The sequence below is a fragment of the Helicobacter bilis genome, from assembly GCF_001999985.1.
In the GTDB taxonomy this organism is placed as follows: Bacteria; Campylobacterota; Campylobacteria; order Campylobacterales; family Helicobacteraceae; genus Helicobacter_A; species Helicobacter_A rappini.
On the sequence record NZ_CP019645.1, the window covers coordinates 2,283,569 to 2,304,518 of the forward strand.

The 20,950-nt window shown below is 35.1% G+C and carries 17 protein-coding genes; 9 read left to right on the forward strand and 8 right to left on the reverse strand.

Annotation, left to right across the window (positions count from 1 at the left end; genetic code table 11):
* Positions 1-44: 44 nt before the first annotated feature.
* Positions 45-4,460 carry a YhdP family protein gene (locus XJ32_RS10250; protein ID WP_077389550.1) on the reverse strand — a complete coding sequence of 1,472 codons (4,416 nt, stop codon included), beginning with the start codon at positions 4,458-4,460 and terminating at the stop codon, positions 45-47.
* Between the two features lie 127 nt (positions 4,461-4,587).
* Between XJ32_RS10250 and mltG the strand changes: the two genes are divergently transcribed.
* The 7 genes from mltG (at position 4,588) to XJ32_RS10285 (ending at position 10,690) form a co-directional block, all read left to right on the forward strand.
* Entirely contained in the window at positions 4,588-5,382 is a 795-nt protein-coding gene (mltG, locus tag XJ32_RS10255; RefSeq protein ID WP_254422367.1) for an endolytic transglycosylase MltG, read from the forward strand.
* Positions 5,383-5,555: 173 nt separating this feature from the next.
* The gene (gene sucC, locus XJ32_RS10260) at positions 5,556-6,719 is read left to right on the forward strand and encodes an ADP-forming succinate--CoA ligase subunit beta (protein ID WP_005218453.1); all 1,164 of its coding nucleotides are present in this window, start codon (positions 5,556-5,558) and stop codon (positions 6,717-6,719) included.
* A 31-nt stretch (positions 6,720-6,750) separates the two neighbouring features.
* On the forward strand, positions 6,751-7,641 hold the full coding sequence (gene sucD, locus XJ32_RS10265) for a succinate--CoA ligase subunit alpha (RefSeq protein ID WP_004087015.1): 891 nt from the start codon (positions 6,751-6,753) through the stop codon (positions 7,639-7,641).
* 187 nt (positions 7,642-7,828) lie between these two features.
* A complete protein-coding gene (locus XJ32_RS10270) occupies positions 7,829-8,161 on the forward strand; it encodes a 4Fe-4S dicluster domain-containing protein (protein ID WP_004087013.1) in 333 nt (110 codons plus the stop codon).
* Positions 8,154-9,284: a 2-oxoglutarate synthase subunit alpha gene (locus XJ32_RS10275; protein ID WP_077389553.1), complete on the forward strand. Its 1,131-nt coding sequence runs from the start codon at positions 8,154-8,156 to the stop codon at positions 9,282-9,284. The genes XJ32_RS10270 and XJ32_RS10275 overlap by 8 nt, the downstream gene beginning before the upstream one ends.
* Positions 9,285-9,305: 21 nt before the next feature.
* Entirely contained in the window at positions 9,306-10,136 is an 831-nt protein-coding gene (locus XJ32_RS10280; RefSeq protein WP_077389556.1) for a 2-oxoglutarate ferredoxin oxidoreductase subunit beta, read from the forward strand.
* A complete protein-coding gene (locus tag XJ32_RS10285; RefSeq protein ID WP_077389559.1) occupies positions 10,136-10,690 on the forward strand; it encodes a 2-oxoglutarate:acceptor oxidoreductase subunit OorC in 555 nt (184 codons plus the stop codon). Before XJ32_RS10280 ends, XJ32_RS10285 begins: the two co-directional genes overlap by 1 nt.
* Positions 10,691-11,313: 623 nt before the next feature.
* On the opposite strand, the gene XJ32_RS10290 is transcribed toward XJ32_RS10285, so the two are convergent.
* Positions 11,314-11,943 (reverse strand): META domain-containing protein, encoded by a 630-nt coding sequence (locus tag XJ32_RS10290; RefSeq protein WP_077389562.1) that lies wholly within the window; start codon positions 11,941-11,943, stop codon positions 11,314-11,316.
* A gap of 11 nt (positions 11,944-11,954) precedes the next feature.
* Entirely contained in the window at positions 11,955-13,664 is a 1,710-nt protein-coding gene (locus XJ32_RS10295; RefSeq protein WP_254422368.1) for an ATP-binding protein, read from the reverse strand.
* Positions 13,665-13,996: 332 nt separating this feature from the next.
* Between XJ32_RS10295 and XJ32_RS10300 the strand changes: the two genes are divergently transcribed.
* On the forward strand, positions 13,997-15,457 hold the full coding sequence (locus XJ32_RS10300; protein WP_077389568.1) for a hypothetical protein: 1,461 nt from the start codon (positions 13,997-13,999) through the stop codon (positions 15,455-15,457).
* 276 nt (positions 15,458-15,733) lie between these two features.
* Here the strand turns inward: XJ32_RS10300 and XJ32_RS10305 are convergent, their stop codons facing one another.
* From XJ32_RS10305 to sppA, 4 genes are all read right to left on the reverse strand, one after another.
* A complete protein-coding gene (locus tag XJ32_RS10305; RefSeq protein WP_077389572.1) occupies positions 15,734-16,300 on the reverse strand; it encodes an RDD family protein in 567 nt (188 codons plus the stop codon).
* Positions 16,301-16,315: 15 nt separating this feature from the next.
* On the reverse strand, positions 16,316-17,026 hold the full coding sequence (locus XJ32_RS10310; protein ID WP_077389575.1) for a uroporphyrinogen-III synthase: 711 nt from the start codon (positions 17,024-17,026) through the stop codon (positions 16,316-16,318).
* 104 nt (positions 17,027-17,130) lie between these two features.
* A complete protein-coding gene (gene bioD / locus XJ32_RS10315; RefSeq protein ID WP_077389578.1) occupies positions 17,131-17,757 on the reverse strand; it encodes a dethiobiotin synthase in 627 nt (208 codons plus the stop codon).
* 206 nt (positions 17,758-17,963) lie between these two features.
* Complete coding sequence (gene sppA / locus XJ32_RS10320) at positions 17,964-18,848, reverse strand: signal peptide peptidase SppA (protein WP_077389581.1); 885 nt, start codon at positions 18,846-18,848, stop codon at positions 17,964-17,966.
* A gap of 118 nt (positions 18,849-18,966) precedes the next feature.
* On the opposite strand from sppA, the gene XJ32_RS10325 reads away from it, so the two are divergent.
* Positions 18,967-19,488: a DUF1440 domain-containing protein gene (locus tag XJ32_RS10325; RefSeq protein WP_005217741.1), complete on the forward strand. Its 522-nt coding sequence runs from the start codon at positions 18,967-18,969 to the stop codon at positions 19,486-19,488.
* 3 nt (positions 19,489-19,491) lie between these two features.
* Here XJ32_RS10325 and XJ32_RS10330 read toward each other — a convergent pair whose 3' ends face one another.
* Positions 19,492-20,556 carry a tetratricopeptide repeat protein gene (locus XJ32_RS10330; RefSeq protein WP_077389584.1) on the reverse strand — a complete coding sequence of 355 codons (1,065 nt, stop codon included), beginning with the start codon at positions 20,554-20,556 and terminating at the stop codon, positions 19,492-19,494.
* Between the last annotated feature and the right edge of the window lie 394 nt (positions 20,557-20,950).

The window sequence follows — 20,950 nt, forward strand, 5'->3', positions numbered from 1 at the left end:
AACCTTAGAGTATGAAGCAACCACTTTATTGTTCTCATGTATCATTAATACAAAATCATCTCTTCTTCATCTTTTGAGCTATTCACTAGCATTTCAACCGGGAAAACGCGTCTTAAAATATTAAATGGGGCTTTGATAATGTCAGCAGCAAGTGTGATATTAACCTTTGGGTCAGAGTATTTGCCACTTAGAATAAGGTTTGTGCTGATTTGCCCCTCGCGTCCTAATATCAAATAGCCTATGATTGGAATCTTATTGATAAATTTACTAAGATTTTTAATCGTAGAAATATTAAGATTCACATTCATTTCTTGTGTATCAATATCGATAATGCCTTGTCCATTTATATCCATAGAGCTACCAAGTAAAAATACATTTTGTAAGCCGATATAATCGCTATTAATCGCAAAAATCACCTTACCATAATTTACCTGATAGCCTTTTGCAGAGATATGCGGGTCTTTAAACATAAAGAGAGATGGCACTGTATCGATTAGGGCGAAAATATTTTGGACTGATTTAAAATCGATTAATGCGGTATTTTGAAGCTCTAGTGAAGCATTTAAGATTCCACCGCGATAGATTCCATCAAGGCTAAATGCCCCACCATTTAGCATTTTTTTACCACCTTTTGCAGAAGCTAGAATAATATTGATAAAATCTCCACTAAAATTTTTTGCCTTTACATATACATTATCTTTAATAAGCGAAGCATTTAAAATACCCTTGCCATATTGTCCATCGACTACGATACGATTATCAATAAAGCGGATATTTACAGAATCAAATGGTGCGGTATAGCCCAAAAAGCTAAATTGCAAATCCTGCCCAATGATATTAAAATCTGTTGGCTTTATATTCATTTGCTTTCTTAATTTATTCTTAATTGCAATCAATTTTAACTCTTGCAAAATCGCTGCTTCAGAGTAGGGCAGGGCGTCTTTTTGCTTATCTTTAAATAAATCTATGAAGAATGGAATCTTTGATTGCATTGCTTCATCAATGTCAATGCGATAGCCCTTCATGCGTAACATACTAAGAGAATCTTGACTTTTAAAGTCAATATCATCATTTACAAGCACAACGATAGAGTTATCTTGCAAATGCCCTTTTAGATTCAAATCTGTAACGCGTTCATGCTTGATAGTGTATAAAGGGTGTTTTAGCTTTGTGAGATTGAGTGTAAAATCTATGCGTTTAAAACTTTCTTGCTTTGTTTTTGGATAAGGTGTAGTTTGCAAGTTGAAATCCCCATGCGTTATGCCATAGTATTGGGCTAATGGGGAGAACTGCAAGATATTTTCAATTTTTGCAATATTTAGTTGTAAGTTTTTACCACTTTCTAAATGCAGACTTAAAGCTGGGACATCAAGGACAATTTTATTATTCGCAAAAGATAGATTCAAATGAATATTTGCATTTTTTATATTTAAAAAGTCTTGGTCTAGCATGAATGAATCTTTTTCTTTTTTTATGGCTTGTTTTGCTAACTCTGTGAGTTCTTTTGTGCTTAGTTGCTTGAAAGGCTGGGTCTTTTTACTGCGGATTTTTAGGTCATTCCATACAGGATTGTTTTTTAAATCTTTCAATACCTTGTCATCTTCTTTTGCCCTCTCTCCATCATCTTTTATATTTTGTTTAGGCAGAGATTTAATCACTTCTGGTGATAGCTCTTTATTTTGTAATTGCTGTTTTCTTGCATCTTCTAGTAGTTTATGCGAGTCGCTACTTATGCTATTATTTGGTGTTTGCATGTTTGTTTGCTGTATTGAATAATCATCAAAATATTTTAGAATCTTTTGAGTATTACTATAAGGCATACTTTCTTCAAGATAGATTCCGCTATTTTGTGCGATATTGTTTTGTATGGAATCTTTAGGGTCTTCTTGTGGGGTAGGGCGATTTATCTTTTTTTGTTTTTTTATGTCGTATAGATTCTTAGTGTATAGGGCCATTTTAGAATCATTGTTATTTGCCTTAAGATTCTCATTATTTGGGCTGGGTAAATGTATGGTCGGCTTATTTGGTGCTAACCTTAAATCCTGCAAATTATGCGTATTTAATATGGCTTTATGTATATAGGTGTTTGCTTGTATATTTTGCTTATTTATATCAAGCAAGACATTGACATTTGCGTCTATAAGCCTTTGCCATTTTACCCTTTCGCCATTGATATACACAAGCTTTTGTTGCGGTGTAATATCAAGGGCAATGTTAAGATTATTGGCTTGTAGTGGAATATCATATAATTTTAGGCTTGTATTTTGAGCTTGGATAATGCCTTGCAGTGAGAATAATGGGTGCGTTGGAATCTTTTTATTATGTCGTATTGCAATTTGCAGGTGCATACTTGTGGTTTCTTTAGTGCTTGATTTAGTTAGGTTTGGGTTATGTAAAAGTTCATTTGTGAGTGTTGTTTGTGGGTTTAACTCTAGAATCTTTTCATAGAGATTCTCATTTGTGTTTGTTTGCTCTGTATTTAATGTTTGCTTAGTTTGCAATGCTTTTGTTACAGCATCTTCTGTGGTATTTATCGCACTATCTAATGTTTTTTTAGTATTTTTTGATTCTGTTTTGGTTTTTGTCTGTTTTGATTTTTTCGTGTTTTGTGCGAGGGATTGCTGCATAATAGGCAGCACAACACCATAATGCTCTAAAAGTTTTGCAAGATTAGAATCAAATCGCACATTTTTTCCATGCAATTCAATAATCACATCACTATGAGGCATATTTGCTATAAGCACTTCTGATTGAGCTAGATTCATACCTGCAAATGTAGCATTTATTGGCGTAATCTTTAAATCAGTATCCTTAAAAGTTATTACCGCTTGTTCTGCAAGGATTGGCTTTACCCCTTTTGCTAGAGTAACTTCTGGCTTTTCTACAATGATTTCTGCTTGTGTGTTATGTAGTAAAGTATTGCCTATATCATCTAGGTTAATACGCATAGCTAGATTGCTTAAATGCAAATTATCGTATTTAATATTGTTAAATAGCCAGTCTTGCAAGGTTTTCTTTAGCTTTGGATTTTGTATATTATCTATAAATGGTTTTATAATGGCTAGATTATTGAGTGGGCTGCTTTTTGCATTTACATTGATTTCATTAAAATTTGTGTCGCCTGAAAGCATGATTTTTTCATTATTATCATCATCTTTTATTGCCTCTAGGTTAAAGGATAATTGCTTCTTTGGCACAGAAAAATTAAGATTTCCTTCAAAATGCAAGGGCAGCGTCTTTAACTGAAACTTATTAATGTCTAAATGTATATTATTGTGATTATTATTGATAGCGAAATCTGCGTCAAATAAAGCACCTTGTACGCGGTAATTTGTATCTGTGTAGTCAATACTCCATTTGTGATTATTTGGCAATACAAGCTCTTTTATATTTAGTCTTTCAAAATAGCTTAGTATATAAAGTGTCCTTTGTGTGTATTGTATTGTGTTTTGCAAAATCTCATTAAAAGGTCTTGTTTCTTGTGTATTATCTTTATTTTCGTTGTTGCTAAGTGTGCTTAAATCAATGGAATCTATTTCTAGTATTAACTTATTTTGTAGTTGCAAAAAAGCATTGCGTATAGCTATATTGCCAAACTTTAGGTTTTGAAACGAGATTCCATTTGCTAGAATCTTATAGCCTATAATCGTAACGCTAAGAATCACTACAAAAAATATAATAAGTCTTAATAGTGGATTGCCTTTTTTCTTTGCCTTCTTCTTGTGCTTTTTGGTATCCTTTTTTTCTATGGTGTCATGTGGGGTGTCATCTAGCGTATATATTGCAGGTTTTGTGCTAGATTCTGTTTGGCTAGGATTTTCTTTTTGACTTGGAATATTGTTTGCAATGTTTAGATTATTGCAATCTTGTGTTTGTATAGAATCTTTGTTATTAGAGTGTGCTATATTTTCATTACTACTAGGCTGCTTTAATGAAGGTCTTATTTGTTTTAGTGTATGATTGTTACTTGAAAAATCTATATAAGGTGTGTGTATGTGGTTGAAGTGCATTGTATCTTGTGTGTTTAATCTCTGTTGCAAAGCAAGGCTTATTTCTTGCAAGTTTAAATCATTTTCAAGCGATTTATGTGCGTTTAGATTCTCTTCTAGGAATAGGGCTTTTGCTTTGGAATCTAAATCATTAGAATCCAAACTAACAGAATCTAATATAGTAGAATCCGATATACTAGAATCTAAATCACGAGATTCTAAGTCTTTATACTCTTTATCTAAACGCAATGTGTTTTCACTTGATAGGGAAACATTAGATTCTAAATCTCTTTCTTTAGAATCTAAGCCTATGCTTTCATCACCGCCATTTACCTTATTGACTTGGAGTAGTGGGGCAGTAGCTACACCCCCATCATCGAATACTTTAGAATCTTCTAACTCTAAATCATTTATTTTTTGGCTTGCTTCTAAATTACAAGCTAAGTTTTCATTATTTTCTTTATCTGGCATTATCAATATACTCTTTGAATTGTGTTTAATATTGTTGCTTGGTATATGTTTTTATCTTTCAATCCCCTTGCATTCAGAGAAAATCATTTTTATTCCAAAGGGTTCAACGAAAGGAATTATAACACATTTGCAGACTAAAGGTTATAATGTAAGCTTGATTGATGCGTATTTTTTGCGACTTATTGGCAGACCACAAAGCGGCTGGATAGAATTACCACAAACGACTTTAAGCAAAGGGAAATTTCTAAATGCCCTTGCTACCTCAAAAGCCCCTATGAAAAATGTTACTTTAATACCGGGTGAGACAAACTACTTTTTTTTAAGGCAAATCGCAAAGACTTTTGACTTTAATATCGATGAGTTAGAATCTCTTTATAATAAATATGCCCCTTATAGCGATGGAGTAATACTAGCAAATACCTATAGTCTGCCCTATCATGCTAATCCCGAATTTATCATGCAAACACTCATCAATCAATCGCTTGAAAAGCATAAAAGCCTAGCAAATGATCTTGTAGGCTATTATAATGAAAAGCAATGGTTTCAAATAGTAGCAAAAGCGTCCATCATACAAAAAGAAGCAGCAAATGTTGCTGAAATGCCAATTGTCTCAAGCGTTATAGATAATCGCATTGCAAAAAATATGCCCTTGCAAATGGATGGCTCTCTCAACTATGGCAAATACTCTCATACTCGCATTACACCAGATAGGATACGCAATGATTTAAGTGAGTTTAACACCTACAAATATAGCGGGATACCACATACACCAAGCGGTAGTGTAAGCATTGATGCAATTAAAGCGGCAATAAAACCAGCAAAGACAGATTATCTCTATTTTATGCGTAATAAAAACGGCACACACGACTTTAGCGCAACCTATGGAGAACATCTCAAAAATATAAAAAAGGTAAAAAATTAACACTTTGAGTAAATTTTGTGAATTTTTATCACATTTTAACTTTTTTTAAGTGAATTTGTAAGAAAATTTGCTAACCAAAGCGAAACGCAACAAGCCTAGCACTACACAAAACACTTTGATGTGCTATCCTGTGTTTCACTTTGTAATTCCTTCGTGAAAAATAGGAGCATAACATGAATATACATGAGTATCAAGGAAAACAGGTTTTAAGAAAATATGGTGTAGCAACACCACGCGGTAGAGTGGCTAATAATGGCTATGAAGCAAAGGCTATTGCGAACGAGCTAGGCGGTAGCGTATGGGTTGTGAAAGCACAAATACACGCAGGCGGACGCGGTAAGGCAGGTGGTGTAAAACTTGCAAAAAGTTTAGATGAAGTGGCAACGCTTACAGATTCTATGCTTGGTATGACTTTGGTAACACACCAAACAGGACCATCAGGTAAAAAAGTGGGGCGTGTATATATCGAAGAGGGCTTAGATATTAAGAAAGAATTTTATATTGCCGTTGTGCTTGATAGAGGGCTTGAAATGCCAATTTTCATTGCTTCCACAGAAGGTGGCATGGAGATTGAAGAAGTTGCAGAGAGAAGTCCAGAAAAGATTATCAAGGTAGCAGTTGATCCTACCATAGGTTTTAGATCTTTTCATGCACTTGAATTGGCACTTGGTTTAGGACTTACAAAAGAGCAGCAAAAACCATTTAGTAAGTTTGCAAAAGCACTTTATGAAGTATTTATTAATGAAGATGCAGAGCAAGTTGAAATTAACCCTATGATTCTTACAGGTGATGGTAGCTTTTTAGCACTTGATGCAAAACTTGGATTTGATAATAACGCATTGTATCGACATAGTGATATTGTAGCTATGCGAGATTTCACAGAAGAAGAGCCTAGTGAAATCGAAGCAAGTGAAAGCAATCTTAGCTATGTAAAACTAGAGGGCAATGTAGGCTGTATGGTAAATGGAGCTGGACTTGCAATGGCTACTATGGATATTATTAAGTATGAGGGCGGACAACCTGCAAACTTCCTTGATGTAGGCGGCGGTGCAAATCCCACAACGGTTGCAAAAGGCTTTGAGATTATCTTAAAAGACAAGAATGTAAAAGCTATTTTTGTGAATATTTTTGGTGGTATCGTGCAATGCGATAGAGTTGCAAATGGAATCATTGAGGCTACAAAGCTTACAAGCGTGGAAGTGCCTGTTGTTGTGCGACTTGATGGCACAAATGCAGAAAAGGCAAAAGAGATTCTAAAAGGTGCTGGTATTAAGAATCTAATCGCAGCAGAGAACTTGAAAGATGGCGCACAAAAAGTAGTTGCAGCAGCAAAGTAAGCAAAAGTTAAAATCATATAAGGATAGAAAGATGAGTATTCTCGTAAATAAAAACACAAAGGTAATCGTTCAAGGTTTTACAGGAAAGGAAGGGAGCTTCCATAGTGAGCAGTGTATGGCTTATGGCACACAGATTGTAGGCGGTGTTACACCAAATAAGGGTGGCAGCGAACATTTAGGCAAACCTGTATTTAACACCGTTAAAGAAGCCGTAGCTAAGACTGGGGCTACTGTGAGCATGATATTTGTGCCACCAGCATTTGTTGCTGATGCGATTATTGAGGCAGCAGCAGGGGGCATTAAACTCGCAGTTGTAATTACAGAAGGTGCGCCTACAAAAGATATTATGTTTGCAAAAATGTATGCGAAAAAGCAAGGCATGGATATGATAGGACCAAATTGTCCGGGTATTATCACAAGTGATGAGTGTAAAATCGGTATTATGCCGGGCTATATTTTCAAAAAATCTAGCACGAATATTGGGCTTATCTCAAAAAGTGGGACGCTAACTTATGAGAGTGCTAATCAGCTTGTAACACAAGGTTTAGGAATCTCAACTGCAGTAGGTATTGGTGGCGACCCTATCATTGGTTTAAGCTATAAACAAATATTACCTATGTTTGAAGCAGACCCTGAAACAAAAGCGATTGTTATGGTAGGCGAGATTGGCGGTAGCTTAGAGATTGATGCTGCAGCTTTAATTAAAGAGCAGATTAAAAAGCCAGTAGTAGCATTTATCTCTGGGGCTACAGCACCAAAAGGTAAGAGAATGGGACATGCAGGTGCGATTGTAAGCGGTGGTAAAGGCACAGCCGCAGAAAAGCAAGAAGCATTGCGTGCAGCAGGTGTTATGGTAGCAGAAAGCCCAGCAGTTATTGGCGAAACAATGAAAAAGCTTTTAGCTGATAAAGGTATTAAATAGTAAAATTATATATTGCTATGTTTTTATGCTGCGAACAAAAATAGCTTGTAGCTATCAATATGCTATATGATTTTATAGATTAACACAAATTTAATCTTAGATTCTATATAGAATCCATAGATATAGAATCTAGTCAAAGTTTTAAACTAACCCAAAAGTTCAAAATATTAATAAGGAGAACCTAAATATGTCAGATGTTTTAATGCCTGAAAACACACCTGTGTGGGTCAATGAAAAACGCTGCAAAGCTTGTGATATTTGCGTATCGCGATGTCCTGCCGGTGTATTAGCCATGCAGCTTGATGCACATAAAGTGTTAGGCAAGATTGTAAAAGTTATGTATCCACAAAGCTGTATTGGTTGTATGGAGTGTGAGTTGCATTGTCCAGATTTTGCTATCACTGTTGCCGATAGAAAGCAATTTAAATTTGCAAAAACAGATAAGGCTGCACAAGAGAGAGCAGAGAAAATAAAAGCAAATAGATTTATGGCGATTGAGGAGGGTGCAAACAATGCGTGAGGTAATTACAGGTGGAAATGAGCTTGTTGCAATGGGTGCAATTGATGCTGGTTGTAAATTTTATGGTGGCTATCCAATCACACCAAGCTCTGATGTTATGCACGAAATGGCACATTTACTGCCCCATCATGGTGGTAATTTTATCCAAATGGAAGATGAAATCAGTGGGATCTCTGTAGCACTCGGTGCGTCTATGAGTGGTGTAAAAGCTATGACTGGAAGCTCTGGTCCGGGCATTTCTCTTAAAGCTGAGCAAATCGGTTTAGGTTATATGGCAGAGATTCCACTCGTTATTGTAAATGTTATGAGACTTGGTCCATCTACTGGTATGCCAACAAGGGTAGGGCAGGGTGATGTTGCCTTTGCAAAGCACCCAACACATGGCGATTATAAATCCATTGCATTAGCTCCCGGGACTTTAGAAGAAGCCTATACGCAAAGTGTGCGTGCGTTTAATCTCGCAGAAGAGTTTATGCAACCTGTATTCTTACTACTTGATGAGACTTTAGGACACATGTATGGTAAAACACAGATTCCAACATTAGAAGAAGTGCAAAAAAACAATAAGGTAAGAAAGCAGTTTAGTGGCGATCCAAAAGATTATAAACCTTATGGAGTAGGACCAGATGAGCCTGCGGTGCTAAATCCTTTCTTTAAAGGCTATCGCTATCATATCACAGGTTTGCATCATGGTGCGATTGGATTCCCAACAGAGAATGCTGCTGAAGGACAAGCCCTTATTGATAGATTATTCAACAAAGTAGAAAGCAGGGCGGACTATCTAAGCAATAATGAAGAGCTTTATCTAGAAGATGCAGATATTGCGATCATATCTTATGGTAGTGCTACTTTGGGTATTAAAGAAGCCTTGCATGAGTTGCGTCAAACCAATGAGATTAAAGCTGGTTTATTCCGCCCCATCACAATCTGGCCTAGCCCGGAAAAAGAGCTTAAGAAAATAGGCGAGAGATTCAAAAAAATTCTCATGGTAGAGTTAAATAAAGGGCAATATAGAGAGGAAGTCGAACGCATACTTGGGAGAAGAGTAGAATTTATGGGTCGTGCAAATGGGCGAACTATTGCACCAAATGAAGTGATTGAAAAATTGCGTTCTATGAAGTAGATTAGCGATAAAGGAAGAAATATGGCTTTTAATTATGATGAATATTTACGCGTAGAAAAAATGCCAACACTTTGGTGTTGGGGCTGTGGCGATGGCGTGATTTTGAAAAGTATTATACGCGCTATTGATGCAGTGGGCTGGAATATGGACGATGTGTGTTTAGTGAGTGGGATTGGCTGTAGTGGTCGTATGAGTTCTTATGTGAATTGCAACACAGTGCATACAACACATGGCAGAACTCTAGCCTATGCGACAGGTATAAAGCTTGCAAATCCAGATAAGCATGTAATCGTAGTAAGTGGCGATGGCGATAGCTTAGCAATCGGTGGGAATCACACTATACACGCATGTCGCAGAAATATCGATATTAATCACATTATTGTGAATAACTTTATCTATGGCTTGACAAACTCACAGACTTCGCCGACAACGCCAAAAGGCTTTTGGACTGTTACAGCACCCGGAGGCAACATTGATAATCAATTTGATATTTGCGAGTTGGGTGCGGCAGCAGGGGCGACTTTTGTAGCAAGAGAGAGTATTTTAGACCCTAAAAAGCTTGAAAAAGTGCTAATTGAGGGCTTTAAACACAAAGGCTTTAGTCTCTTTGATATTAACTCAAACTGCCATGTGAATCTTGGTAGAAAAAATAAAATGATAGAGGCTACTGATATGCTTAAATGGCTTGATTCTAGAATCTTACCAAAACGCAAATATGATGAGTTAAGCCAAGAGGAAAAGAAAGGGAAATTCCCAACAGGCATTTTAAAGCATGATACAGAAACAGAAGAGTATTGTGAAGCTTATGCTGCATATAAAGCAAAAGTAACCGCTAAAAAAGGAGGACATTAATGGAACATCAATTACGATTTACAGGCGTTGGTGGGCAGGGTGTCCTTTTAGCAGGTGAGATTCTAGCGGAAGCTAAGATTAGAGGCGGTGGTTATGGTGTCAAAGCTTCTACTTATACAAGCCAAGTGAGAGGCGGTCCTACAAAGGTTGATATTTTACTTGATAGTGAAGAGATTCTCTATCCTTATGCAATGGATGGTAATATCGATTTTATGCTATCTGTTGCACAGATGAGTTATGATATTTATAAGTCTGGTATAAAAGAGCAGGGCATTGTAGTGTTAGAGCCAAACCTTGTAAAGCCCACTGATGAAGATAGAAAAAGATTTAGAATCTATGAGATTCCAATCATTACAATCGCAAAAGAAGAAGTAGGCAATGTAGTAACACAAAGTGTTGTAGCACTAGCTGCAACCGTTACTTTTACAAATTGTGTCCCAGAAGAGCTAGTAATTGAAACCATGCTTAGCAAAGTGCCTGCAAAAGTCGCAGATGTCAATAAAAAGGCTTATGAACTCGGCAAAAAATATGCGCTTGAATGTTTAAATAAGTAACGAGCATAAATTAGCTACTATTCATCATGGAATCTTTTTGTTTTTAAGGCTTAGAACAAAAGGCTTAGAAACCGAGATTCTATATCGCATAGGAGCTTGAATTCCTTTGTTACTCCACTTGCGACACAATGCTTTTATATTAAGTTTTTAAAAATTTGAAGGCAGTATTTTACAGCCTTTCCGTAGGCTAGATACTCTAGGAATAAAGCAGATAGGGATCATTATCGCAAAGACAGATTACAAAGCAATTGATCTTTTTTTACATTGATGAGAAATGAATGAAAGGGCAACCCCCCATTTTTTGGCAATCTATGAATAAGACAATCTTATCTCAGATTCTAGAATATATAGGGGATATTACCCTGTTATATTTCATGTTATCTACACATTGAGACCCCATATCAACAGACTAGAAACATAAATTTCTTAAAGCTATGCCCTTAGAGTATCACAAATAAAGCATACAGAATCCACAAGCTTCTAATTGACAAACAGATAGAAAACCATGTAATTTCGTTTTGTAGATGCAATATCGCACTTATTTGCAAATTTCATGTGAGACACAAAACACAAAAATAAATATGCATACAATAAGATTCGTTATCCAATATGACCCAAATCAGCTATTTTATATAAATTCTCATTCGCCCATTGTTTAGCACATAGCCTTTTCTATTTTTTAGTTTTGTTACTACATAGATTCCATCAAGGTTGCGTATGAGTGTATTTTGAAAGTTTGCTACTTCTTTTGGGCTACAGGGCTTTCTTGTGCTTGCTGCCCCAGAAATAACGATTTTTGTGCTATCTTGCCAAAAAAACTTTGCTGTGTAGTCATTGCAACCAGCCTTTCCATACAACATATCCTGTGAGCGATCAAGATTAAAGGTTGCCACTAATGCTATATTTGCAAGTGTTGTAGCAGGTGTGCTTTCATCATCATTTTCATCGTCTTGATTTCTTTGTCGCAATTGCTCAAAACTTGCATTTAAATCATCAATCCTACTTGATCGCCTTTGCGTAGTAGAATCATATGTATTCGTAAAGTGTGCATTTGGATTGCTTTGTATTTGTTCTCTTGCTTGATAGGCAAGCTCTTGCGGACTTAGGACAACCTTATTATCAATTTCAAGCTTTACAATCTGATAATTACTCCCTTCAAAAATGCCCTTCATTCCAAACAAAAAGCAACCGCTAATGCTACACGCAATGAACAATAGAATAAAAAAATATATCGTTTTTATAATTTTTTGCATAGAATCCCTTATTATTGTTTAAAGCCCATTTTTTTAGAATCACCAAAAGCACCATTTTGCTCTTTTTCTACCTCTGCTATAAAATCATCTAAACTAAATGACAAATCTTTTCTTGTTGCGACTTTATAGCAAGTATTTGATGTGATAATTTTTATCTGCCCACCACTAAGATTAAATTTGCTTAATTCCTTTGCAATTCTCTCTTTTTTATCTTTAAAATCCGCATGTTTTGGGAAATGTAATAACCAAATTTTCTCACGCATTGCAATATCTGGCATATTAAAGCAAATCTTATAATGAAATCTTCTTGAAAATGCAGAATCAAGACTATCAACAAGATTTGTAGTAGCAATCAAGATTCCACAAAATTTCTCAATCTGCTCTAAGAATATATTTTGCATTTGATGATACATGCGACTCGTGCTACCTGCTATATCATTGCGTGATCCTAGCAACTGATCTGCTTCATCAAGCAATAAAATAGGCTTTTCTTTTGTTGCCATAGTTATAGCATGATATTCATCAAAGATTCTACGCACATTTTTTTCACTCTCGCCAACATACATTGATAGCACTTTGGAGCAATCAAGATAGAGAATCTTCTGTCCTAAGTCCTTGGCAAGTCCATACGCACTAGAAGTTTTCCCCGTGCCACTAGCCCCATATAATAGGATTTTAGAATCTATATCAGCATGTTCTTTAATCTCCCATTTATGCAAGAGTTTATGCACTTTAGGATTTAAATGTTGCAATAAAATATCAAAATACTCTCTTACACTATCCTGCAAGATTACAGAATCTAAGCCCTTTTTTGGCGTAATAATGTCAAATATCTCACTCTTTGCGACCTCATCTTCAAGGTTTGCATTTTGACTAGATTTATCACACATAAGATTATTAAAAATATGCTGCGGTATGCAAAACTCTTGCTCCATAAATGAAAAATCCCCAAAAGATTCAAAACAAGTGATAATGCCACTTTTAAGCAGCTTTGCATTACTTGCAAGTAAGTTTTGCAAAATGATCTTTTCTTCTTCATTTTTGCCAAGTGAGACAATCTCTTTTAATGATAGCCCAAATTCACCATTATATTGGGCTTGTGTGAGAGAGATAAAAATCAGCTTTTCATGGTAATTTAAATGATGTTTTTTAAAGTATTGCTGTATTTTTATTTTCTTTGTATTTTTTGTCGCATTTGTATTAATGATATTTGCTAATGTATTGTTGATATAGTTATCACAAGATTGCGATAAGTTCGTATTAAGCACAGATTGAATCCTGTTGTATTGACGCATAAGATGTAGTCTCTTCCACTCATCTTGCAGATATTCAAGTGAGTTATTATAAATAGTATCTTTAATATCGCTATTAAACAAACGCCCATGCTCTAAAAGCTTTAAAAGATTAGGACTGACACTAATGACTGCATTACGCAACTCTAGCACACTCTCACACCTTTCTTGTGAGAATCTATCCTGTGTGGCTAACCAACCAAGCTTTATTAAATGTGAAATTTCCTTTAAATATGGCAATATCTCAAAGCCTTTTGCATAATATTTCTGCTCCAAAAATGTTTGAATGTCAATCTCATTTTCCCCACGCATATACAAAGCCACTATTTCACGCAGGATTGAAGCCTCATGTTTAGAGCAATTAAGCAGCGGAAAAACTAAGCTTTTTTCTATGGAATCTACAGAACAAAAATCAATTAAAAATTGCACAAACAACCTTTTCTATCTCATCGCTATTTTTTCGCTTAGATTCTATCATGTTTATATCTAAAATAACTAATACGAGATTATTTTGTAAGTCATAATGCTAAATATGCATACCTTAAGAGTATCACAATTAAAAATTGTTTAAAAATATTATTACTCAAAACTTTTGCCAACTCACAATATTAATGTTTCTAAAATATACATTACCAAATAGTCATATTTACATTTTGATATTTTTTCTACATTTTCTCGTTATTTTATTGCCTTTTCAGCATTTTTTTTGTAAGGTCCAAAAAGCTATGAAATATAAGCTAATCTCACTTTAAAGGATTTATATGAAAAATCAAGGAAGCAAATTCTTCAGCCGCCGCTCAAGTAGCATTGTGGTAGCAGGTAGTCTGTTAGCAGCAAGTAGCCTTACTAGCCTAGAGGCAGCAAAGCTATCTGATGTGATTAATAACGCAAGTATTGATGGTTTTGCATTTGGTCGTGTGCATGCTGTTGATGGAAGAGATGGGGAGGGTGTAAGGTATCAATTTCGCTTTAAGCCTACGATTACTTCGGGCGCTATTTATGGTGTGAGTGCATCGGCTGGTCTCTTTTTCTCAAAAGGTTCTAGCACTCCCGATAGCAACACGGCGGATAATGATATAGGTGGCTCTAGAGGGCAAACCATAGATTCTCTTGTGGATAGATTTAATATTGGAGATTTCTATGTTACCCTTGATGGTAAAGAAACGCTAAATACAAAAACGATTGTAAGACTGGGGCAAAGAAGTCCGGGGACACCTTTTAATGATAATAATTTAGATAGAGCACTTGGCGTTTTTGCGGAAAATAACGATTTGAGTGCTATGAATTTTGGTTTTCAATGGTGGGATAGCTGGATGGGTGATGACATTTATATATCTTTACCGGGCATTGATGCTAAGGGGGCTGGTATCGGCAATAATATGTTTATGGCATATATAAAAAGCGGTGCTGATTTTACAAAAGAGACAGGATTATCCTATAATCTTTGGTATGGCGGGATTCATCGATGGGTAAATGCTATGGTGTTTGGCGATATTGCTTATACTGCAAATTTTGGAAATCAAAGCTTAACACTTACAGGGCAGGTGTCATATACTTCAATGGCTGATAGACCATATATTTATGGTGGCTCAAAAAGTCTTATAGGACTATTTGGTGGAAATAGTGTATCTAATAATCAGGACTGGTATGCCAAAAATCGTGGTATGTATAATATCCGCGTTGATTACAGATACAATTTTACACAAGCAAGTGATGAAGAAGATGGAGCAGAAAAAGTTACAGGCTTCTTTGGTGCATCAGCAGGTCTTGCTGGTAGCTTTGGCGATGGCTTTGGCACACTTATTGATAATACAGGCGGATTAAAGCTTGGTGGACATTTGTGGAATAGCTACTCTAGGGCTGAGGCAAATGGCTTTGGAATCTTAGGCGTAGGTGGCTTTAAAAACTCTTCTATCATTGTGCCTTACCTAAAAGCTGAAATCGGTTATAAAAAGTTTGGTGCAGCCCTTGATGTAGCTTATGTTGATGCCTCGCATTTCTTTTATTTAAAGAAAGGTTCTACAACTGGCACAAATCTCAACAATGTTTCAGGTAACTTATATGAGGCTAGCAATCATATCAAAGCCGCACACTTCCTTGATGTTGCATTGAGTGCTACCTATAAATTTACAGATAGTATCAATATGCTTGCAGCTTATGGTTATGCGTTTGGAGACCCACAATTTGGACGATTTAGATTCCAAGTGAATTATGTATTTTAATACATAGCTAAAAATTATAAAGTATAAGCGATTTATTGCGATTTTGTTTGTTTTATACGCAAGGTTACTTGTGTATAAAATCTTGCAAAAGTTGCTTTATAACATTAGATGAAATTTTGCTTTAGCTAAAGCCTTACTTTGCTTTGTTTTATTTACTTCTGTAACTCTTATTTGCTTAGAATAAACGCAATTATTTTGTCAATCTAAATAGAATCTAAATGTGAATACGATACTCTATTATTACAGAATATCTAACATAGAAGCTAAAAAAAGATTTTATTGCATAGTTTTTCTTGCAGGATTTGGTTTATATATAATATGAGTTTTTGATACTATCTCATGCAGTGTCTTTTTGTCCTTACGCATAAAAGCAAATATCCATAAAAAGAAACAAAGCTCAATGAGCCATACAACAATAAATACAAATGCCTGCCATGCCTTTGGCGGCTTTTCTGTCCCATTTTCTCCATCAAAATCTTTATCACTCACACTAGAATCAGAACACAGCATAATCTCTGCATAGCGAAAACCGGGGGTTTGCCCCTTTATCGCAAAGAACAAAAAGAGTAAAAAGCAATATAATCCTTCACATAAAAAAATTGCGATTTGATTCTGTAAAAAATCCTCTTTGCCTTGCAAAAATATATATGTGGTAATGTAGAGTATAGGCATATTGAGTAAAAACATATCAGTGATAAAGGCTTTGAGACGAGCGGATAAAAAGTTGTATTTTGAAGTTTTGTTGTGAATATTGTGTAATTTTGTAGCATTTATCTTATTTTTTTCACGCGATTGACTTCCATCAAGGAATTTATTTGTATGCTTTTTTCTTGCTTTCTTCATTATATAAATCTTTAGTTAAGAATCTTTTAAGTCCGCATTATCTTGCATAGGCGTGTCATTACGCATAGCCTGTGCGACTTTCAATGCCTTGATAAAATCACCCTTTGCATTCAGCTTTCTTATATCATCTGCAAAGCTTGCATAAGTCGTATCGCCAAGTGAGATTGCAAACCATGTTGGATTCCATACATAATGCCCCAAAAATGTCTTATAATGTTTAGGAGAGCCAAAGATAAATATACTCTCATCATCAAACATACATTTTTTCATATTAGTATTTTCATAACTTTCATAAACATTTATTGTAGTTATTTTACATTGATTTTCTAATAGACTAGCCATATCGCTTGCTTTATCTTTGCCGCATAAATAAAGGATATGTTTATCTTTCACATAGCTTGAAGCCAAGTTTGCAAGGGTTATACTATCACAGGCTTTTTCCGGGCAAAATAGCACATTACCTCCAGCTTTAATCCATGCTTCTTTCGTGCGTTTGCCAATCACAATGGCACTTTTTTCTAAAAACAAAGCCGCATATTCATGTTGAGTTATCGCCTTGATCGCATTTTTTGAAGTCAGCAAAATATAGTCAATAGATTCTAAATCTTTCTTGGTTATGCTAAAAGGCAAGATTCTAACATTTAGAAGGTTTAATATAGACACATTGTTTAATAGCCTTTTATCTATGTCTGGTATCTCTGTATCAGTTTTAAGAATATAAATCATCTCTATCCTAAGTTATGCAATTTTCTTAAATATCGGAGATATTTTGTAAAGTTGCAATAAATTCTTATCACATATTGATAAAAATGGAGAGAATTTACACATTCTTAAAAGCCATTTGTTAGCAAACCATTCTCTACAAGATAAGGCTGCATAGCATGTTTAAAGTTTAGAATCCTTTGTGTGAAGTCCGTAGTATCAAATGTATCTAAATGTATGATATTAATGCCTGTATATTCATAAATAAACTTATCAACATTCAAGTCAATAACACCATTCATAACAAGGCAGAGAATCTCTATATCACGCTGTTTCAAGGTATTAATGCTCAATATAATATGATTTATTGCCCCAAGATAATATTTACCAACTAAAATCGTTGGTCGCTTGTAGCTTTGCATATAATCTAACATACAGCTATACTCATCAAGCGGGGAAAATAAGCCACCTGCAAGCTCAATTACCACATTATCCCTTGTTGGTAATGCAATATCTAAGCCCTTATATTGCACATTCTCATGTAATTTAGCAATATGTGGTGAAGCCGGTGTTTTAAGACAAATACCCTCACCCAAAACTTCTGTATTAGGGCTAAAACGCTGCACGACTTCACAATCTCTTGGTGTGCCCGCTTGTATAAGCTTAAAATATGCGTAGTTAAAACTCGCACAAAAAGCAGCACTCACATGTGTTTTACCAACATCAGTATGTATTCCGCTTATATAAATTTGCATACTATCCCTTTAACTTTGAAGTATTCTCACATGGGAGTGTAGCAAATATTCTCTAAATCATATAAACAGATTGCCATGTCTAAGCATAAAATGTAAAAAACCTTTATATATTAAGAATAGATCGCGATTTTTAAGCATACACTACTTACATATAAAAAGTCCTTATTTCAATTGAAATTGCGATTACAACACATCATATTGCTGTCCTACACACCCCACATAAATTTTGGCATAAAAATGCTTTGTGCTTTTGTCGCTATGCTATCTGTAAGTTTATCAAGCAATACTTCCATTTTATCTTTTTTTAGCCATACAATCTCTTCTACTCCACTTAGATTCTGTAATATTTTTTCTACTTCACTCATACTATTTACACCATCTATTAAACCAAGTTTTAGGGCATTACTTGCACTAAAGATCTTGCCTTCAGCAAAATCTAGATGATTTTTAGCCTTCAGTCTTTCACCCCTTGCGGCGATCACATCACTATAAAACATTTTGTATTGCTCTTGTGTGAGATTGTTTATAAACTCTTTTTCTGTGTTTTTCCATTTACGCGTGATTGAGCCTATCTCTTTATATTCACCAGCACTAACCCCTTGCATTTTTATGCCTATTTTATCCATTGCTTCTTCAAAGTTTGGCGCACTAAAGATGACACCGATAGACCCCACTAATGCACCACGATTTGCATAAATGCTATGTGCATACATTCCTGCATAATAGCTACCACTTGCCATAAGCGATTGCGTATAAGCAACAACGGGTATTTTTTCATTCAGCTCTTTTATCATATCTGCTATTTCAATACTCGCTCCCACAGCCCCACCCGGTGAATCTATAAGCAGTAAAACCCCTTTAATATCATCATTTTTCTTAATAGCTTCTATTTGTGCGGCAAAGCTTTCACTCTCATAAATAGGGAAGTTTAGATAAAGTTTTGCTAGATTTGGTTTAGATTCTATCTCTTCATCACTTGCAAGAGTGGCTAAAAAAAGCACAATAAGAAGTAATACCACAACCTTAAAATAAGTATTAATAAAATCAAAAATACCCTTAATGCCCTTCCATAACACATGAAATATTTGCATAATAATCCTTTGCGTAAATATAGGGCTAGTATTATACTCTATTTTCAATAATGGCTTTGTTGGGTGCTACTTGAAGTATTTGTGTATAATTGCAAAAAGTAGATATGCAAGGAATAGTATGCAGGTTTATACAAATCTTAGTAAGATATATCGCGTATGGATAAGCCTTTTTATCGGCGTGATTGTAGGGAGTATTGGGAGTGTTGTGAGGATTGGCTGGGAGGTGCTATTCCCCCTATCTTTACAAATGCCCTTAGATTCTAACGCAGAGTATATATTGCAGTTATTATGTATTGATTTGAATCTACTTAGTTTGAAATATGTGTTTAGTGATGGCTACGAGTGGAGTGTAGTCTATCTTGTATGGCAGTTTTTATTTTCGATTTTTTTTAGTTTGTTTTATATTTTATTTGCGGAATTTTGGCAAAAGCTAAAATTTGCACATGGAATCTTTTATGGCATTATGTTGTGGCTATGTGTGTATGTTTTATTTCTGCCTTTGTGCGGATTTGTAAGAGTAGATTCTATGTTTAGCTATTATGTATGCAGCTTTATAGAATCTTTACTTTGGATATGGATTATCGAGCTTACAAGAAGGGATTTGCGTAATAGAATCACACACGAAAGAGATCCATTCTAGTGGCTAAATGGGGGGGGGGGGTGTTTGCGCGGGAATAGCGATGGGATTTATCGTAGCGATTTCTGCACAAGCACTGCAGCGATAGGTGTAGAAAGGCGTTTGCGTATTGCATGAATTGCAACTATAAGTAAAGCTAATATCTGCCTTTATATGTGAGTATAATAATAAAAGTTGCAATACTTCAAGCGTAAAATCTTCACTTTTTTGGTATCCACTCACAAAGCCTTTTGCATGATAAATTGCCATTAAATCACTTCTATTCGCAATAAAATCAAAAGGCACTTCATGTTTTTGAAAATGCCATAAAATATCAATATAGGGCATAATATCTTGTAATAATAGAATCTTTTGCCAAAATAGCCCGACATTATAAAGCCGAAAATGCCGCAGGATAATATTTCTTAGCGTAGGGTCTTTTTCATAAAACATGAGTAGCTTTTCTTGCTGGTCTGCTAGAGAAATATGATGACTACTGCATAGCTGCATAACTTTTAGATAATTTTTAGTATGCCATATTTTTTTCATGGAGAATTTAGAATCAGCATTTGCGCTCACAATCTCTTCTAAGCTATTTAATGCTTCTATGGCTTCATCATAATGTTTTAGATTCTCACAGGTTCGCATATAGTATTCAAGAATACGGATATTATGCGGATAATAACGCAAAATTTCCAAAAAGATATTTTTACTTCTCTCCAAAAAACCAGCCCTATAATAACTATCACCGAGTAACTCTAGAATCTCTAGCTTTTCGTGCATCTCAAGTGGCTTTTCACTCAAGGTTTTATAAATGGCAATAGCTTGTTCATAATCCCCTGCTTTTGCGTAAGTCTGTGCGATTAATATGAGTGTTTGCGTAGCATTTTTAGCATGAGCGATAAACTCATCGATATTTTGCTGCAAACCAATACTATCAAACTGCTTACCTAAATTATCGATTAAATCTTGCTTTCGCTTATGCGCTCTAGTCCGCTTTAAAGAATCTAAAAAAAATACAAATGCTACCATAAATAGCAACGCAAGTATGCCAAATATCGGGTTTCTATACGCATTTAATATTTCAATCATGTTATGCCTTATTGGAATCTAATTTTTGTATTATAGCTTAGAATGTTTTTAAGATGGTGTTTGTGTGTTTAGAAAACTAGATGCTCAAACATTCAGGTGGATTATCGGGGTAATTTAGAGGGCAATAGTTTAGTTTTAAGTTTGCAGTTTTTCTTATTTTGTATAGCCTGAGAGAGATTGCTGTTAATAGATCCTATATAGTTTTATGTGCTTGTATATAGATTTCTTCACTATCTTTGTATGTTAGAAAGTTGTTTTATTTAAGATAAATTTGATTAGATTATGATGAGAGTTTGTATTCTTTGCCTACTTTTATTTGAAGATTAGAAATAAATAATTTTATTAAAACCCAGCTCATATTGCTTATATTCTTTAAAATCTTTTATAAGACGAG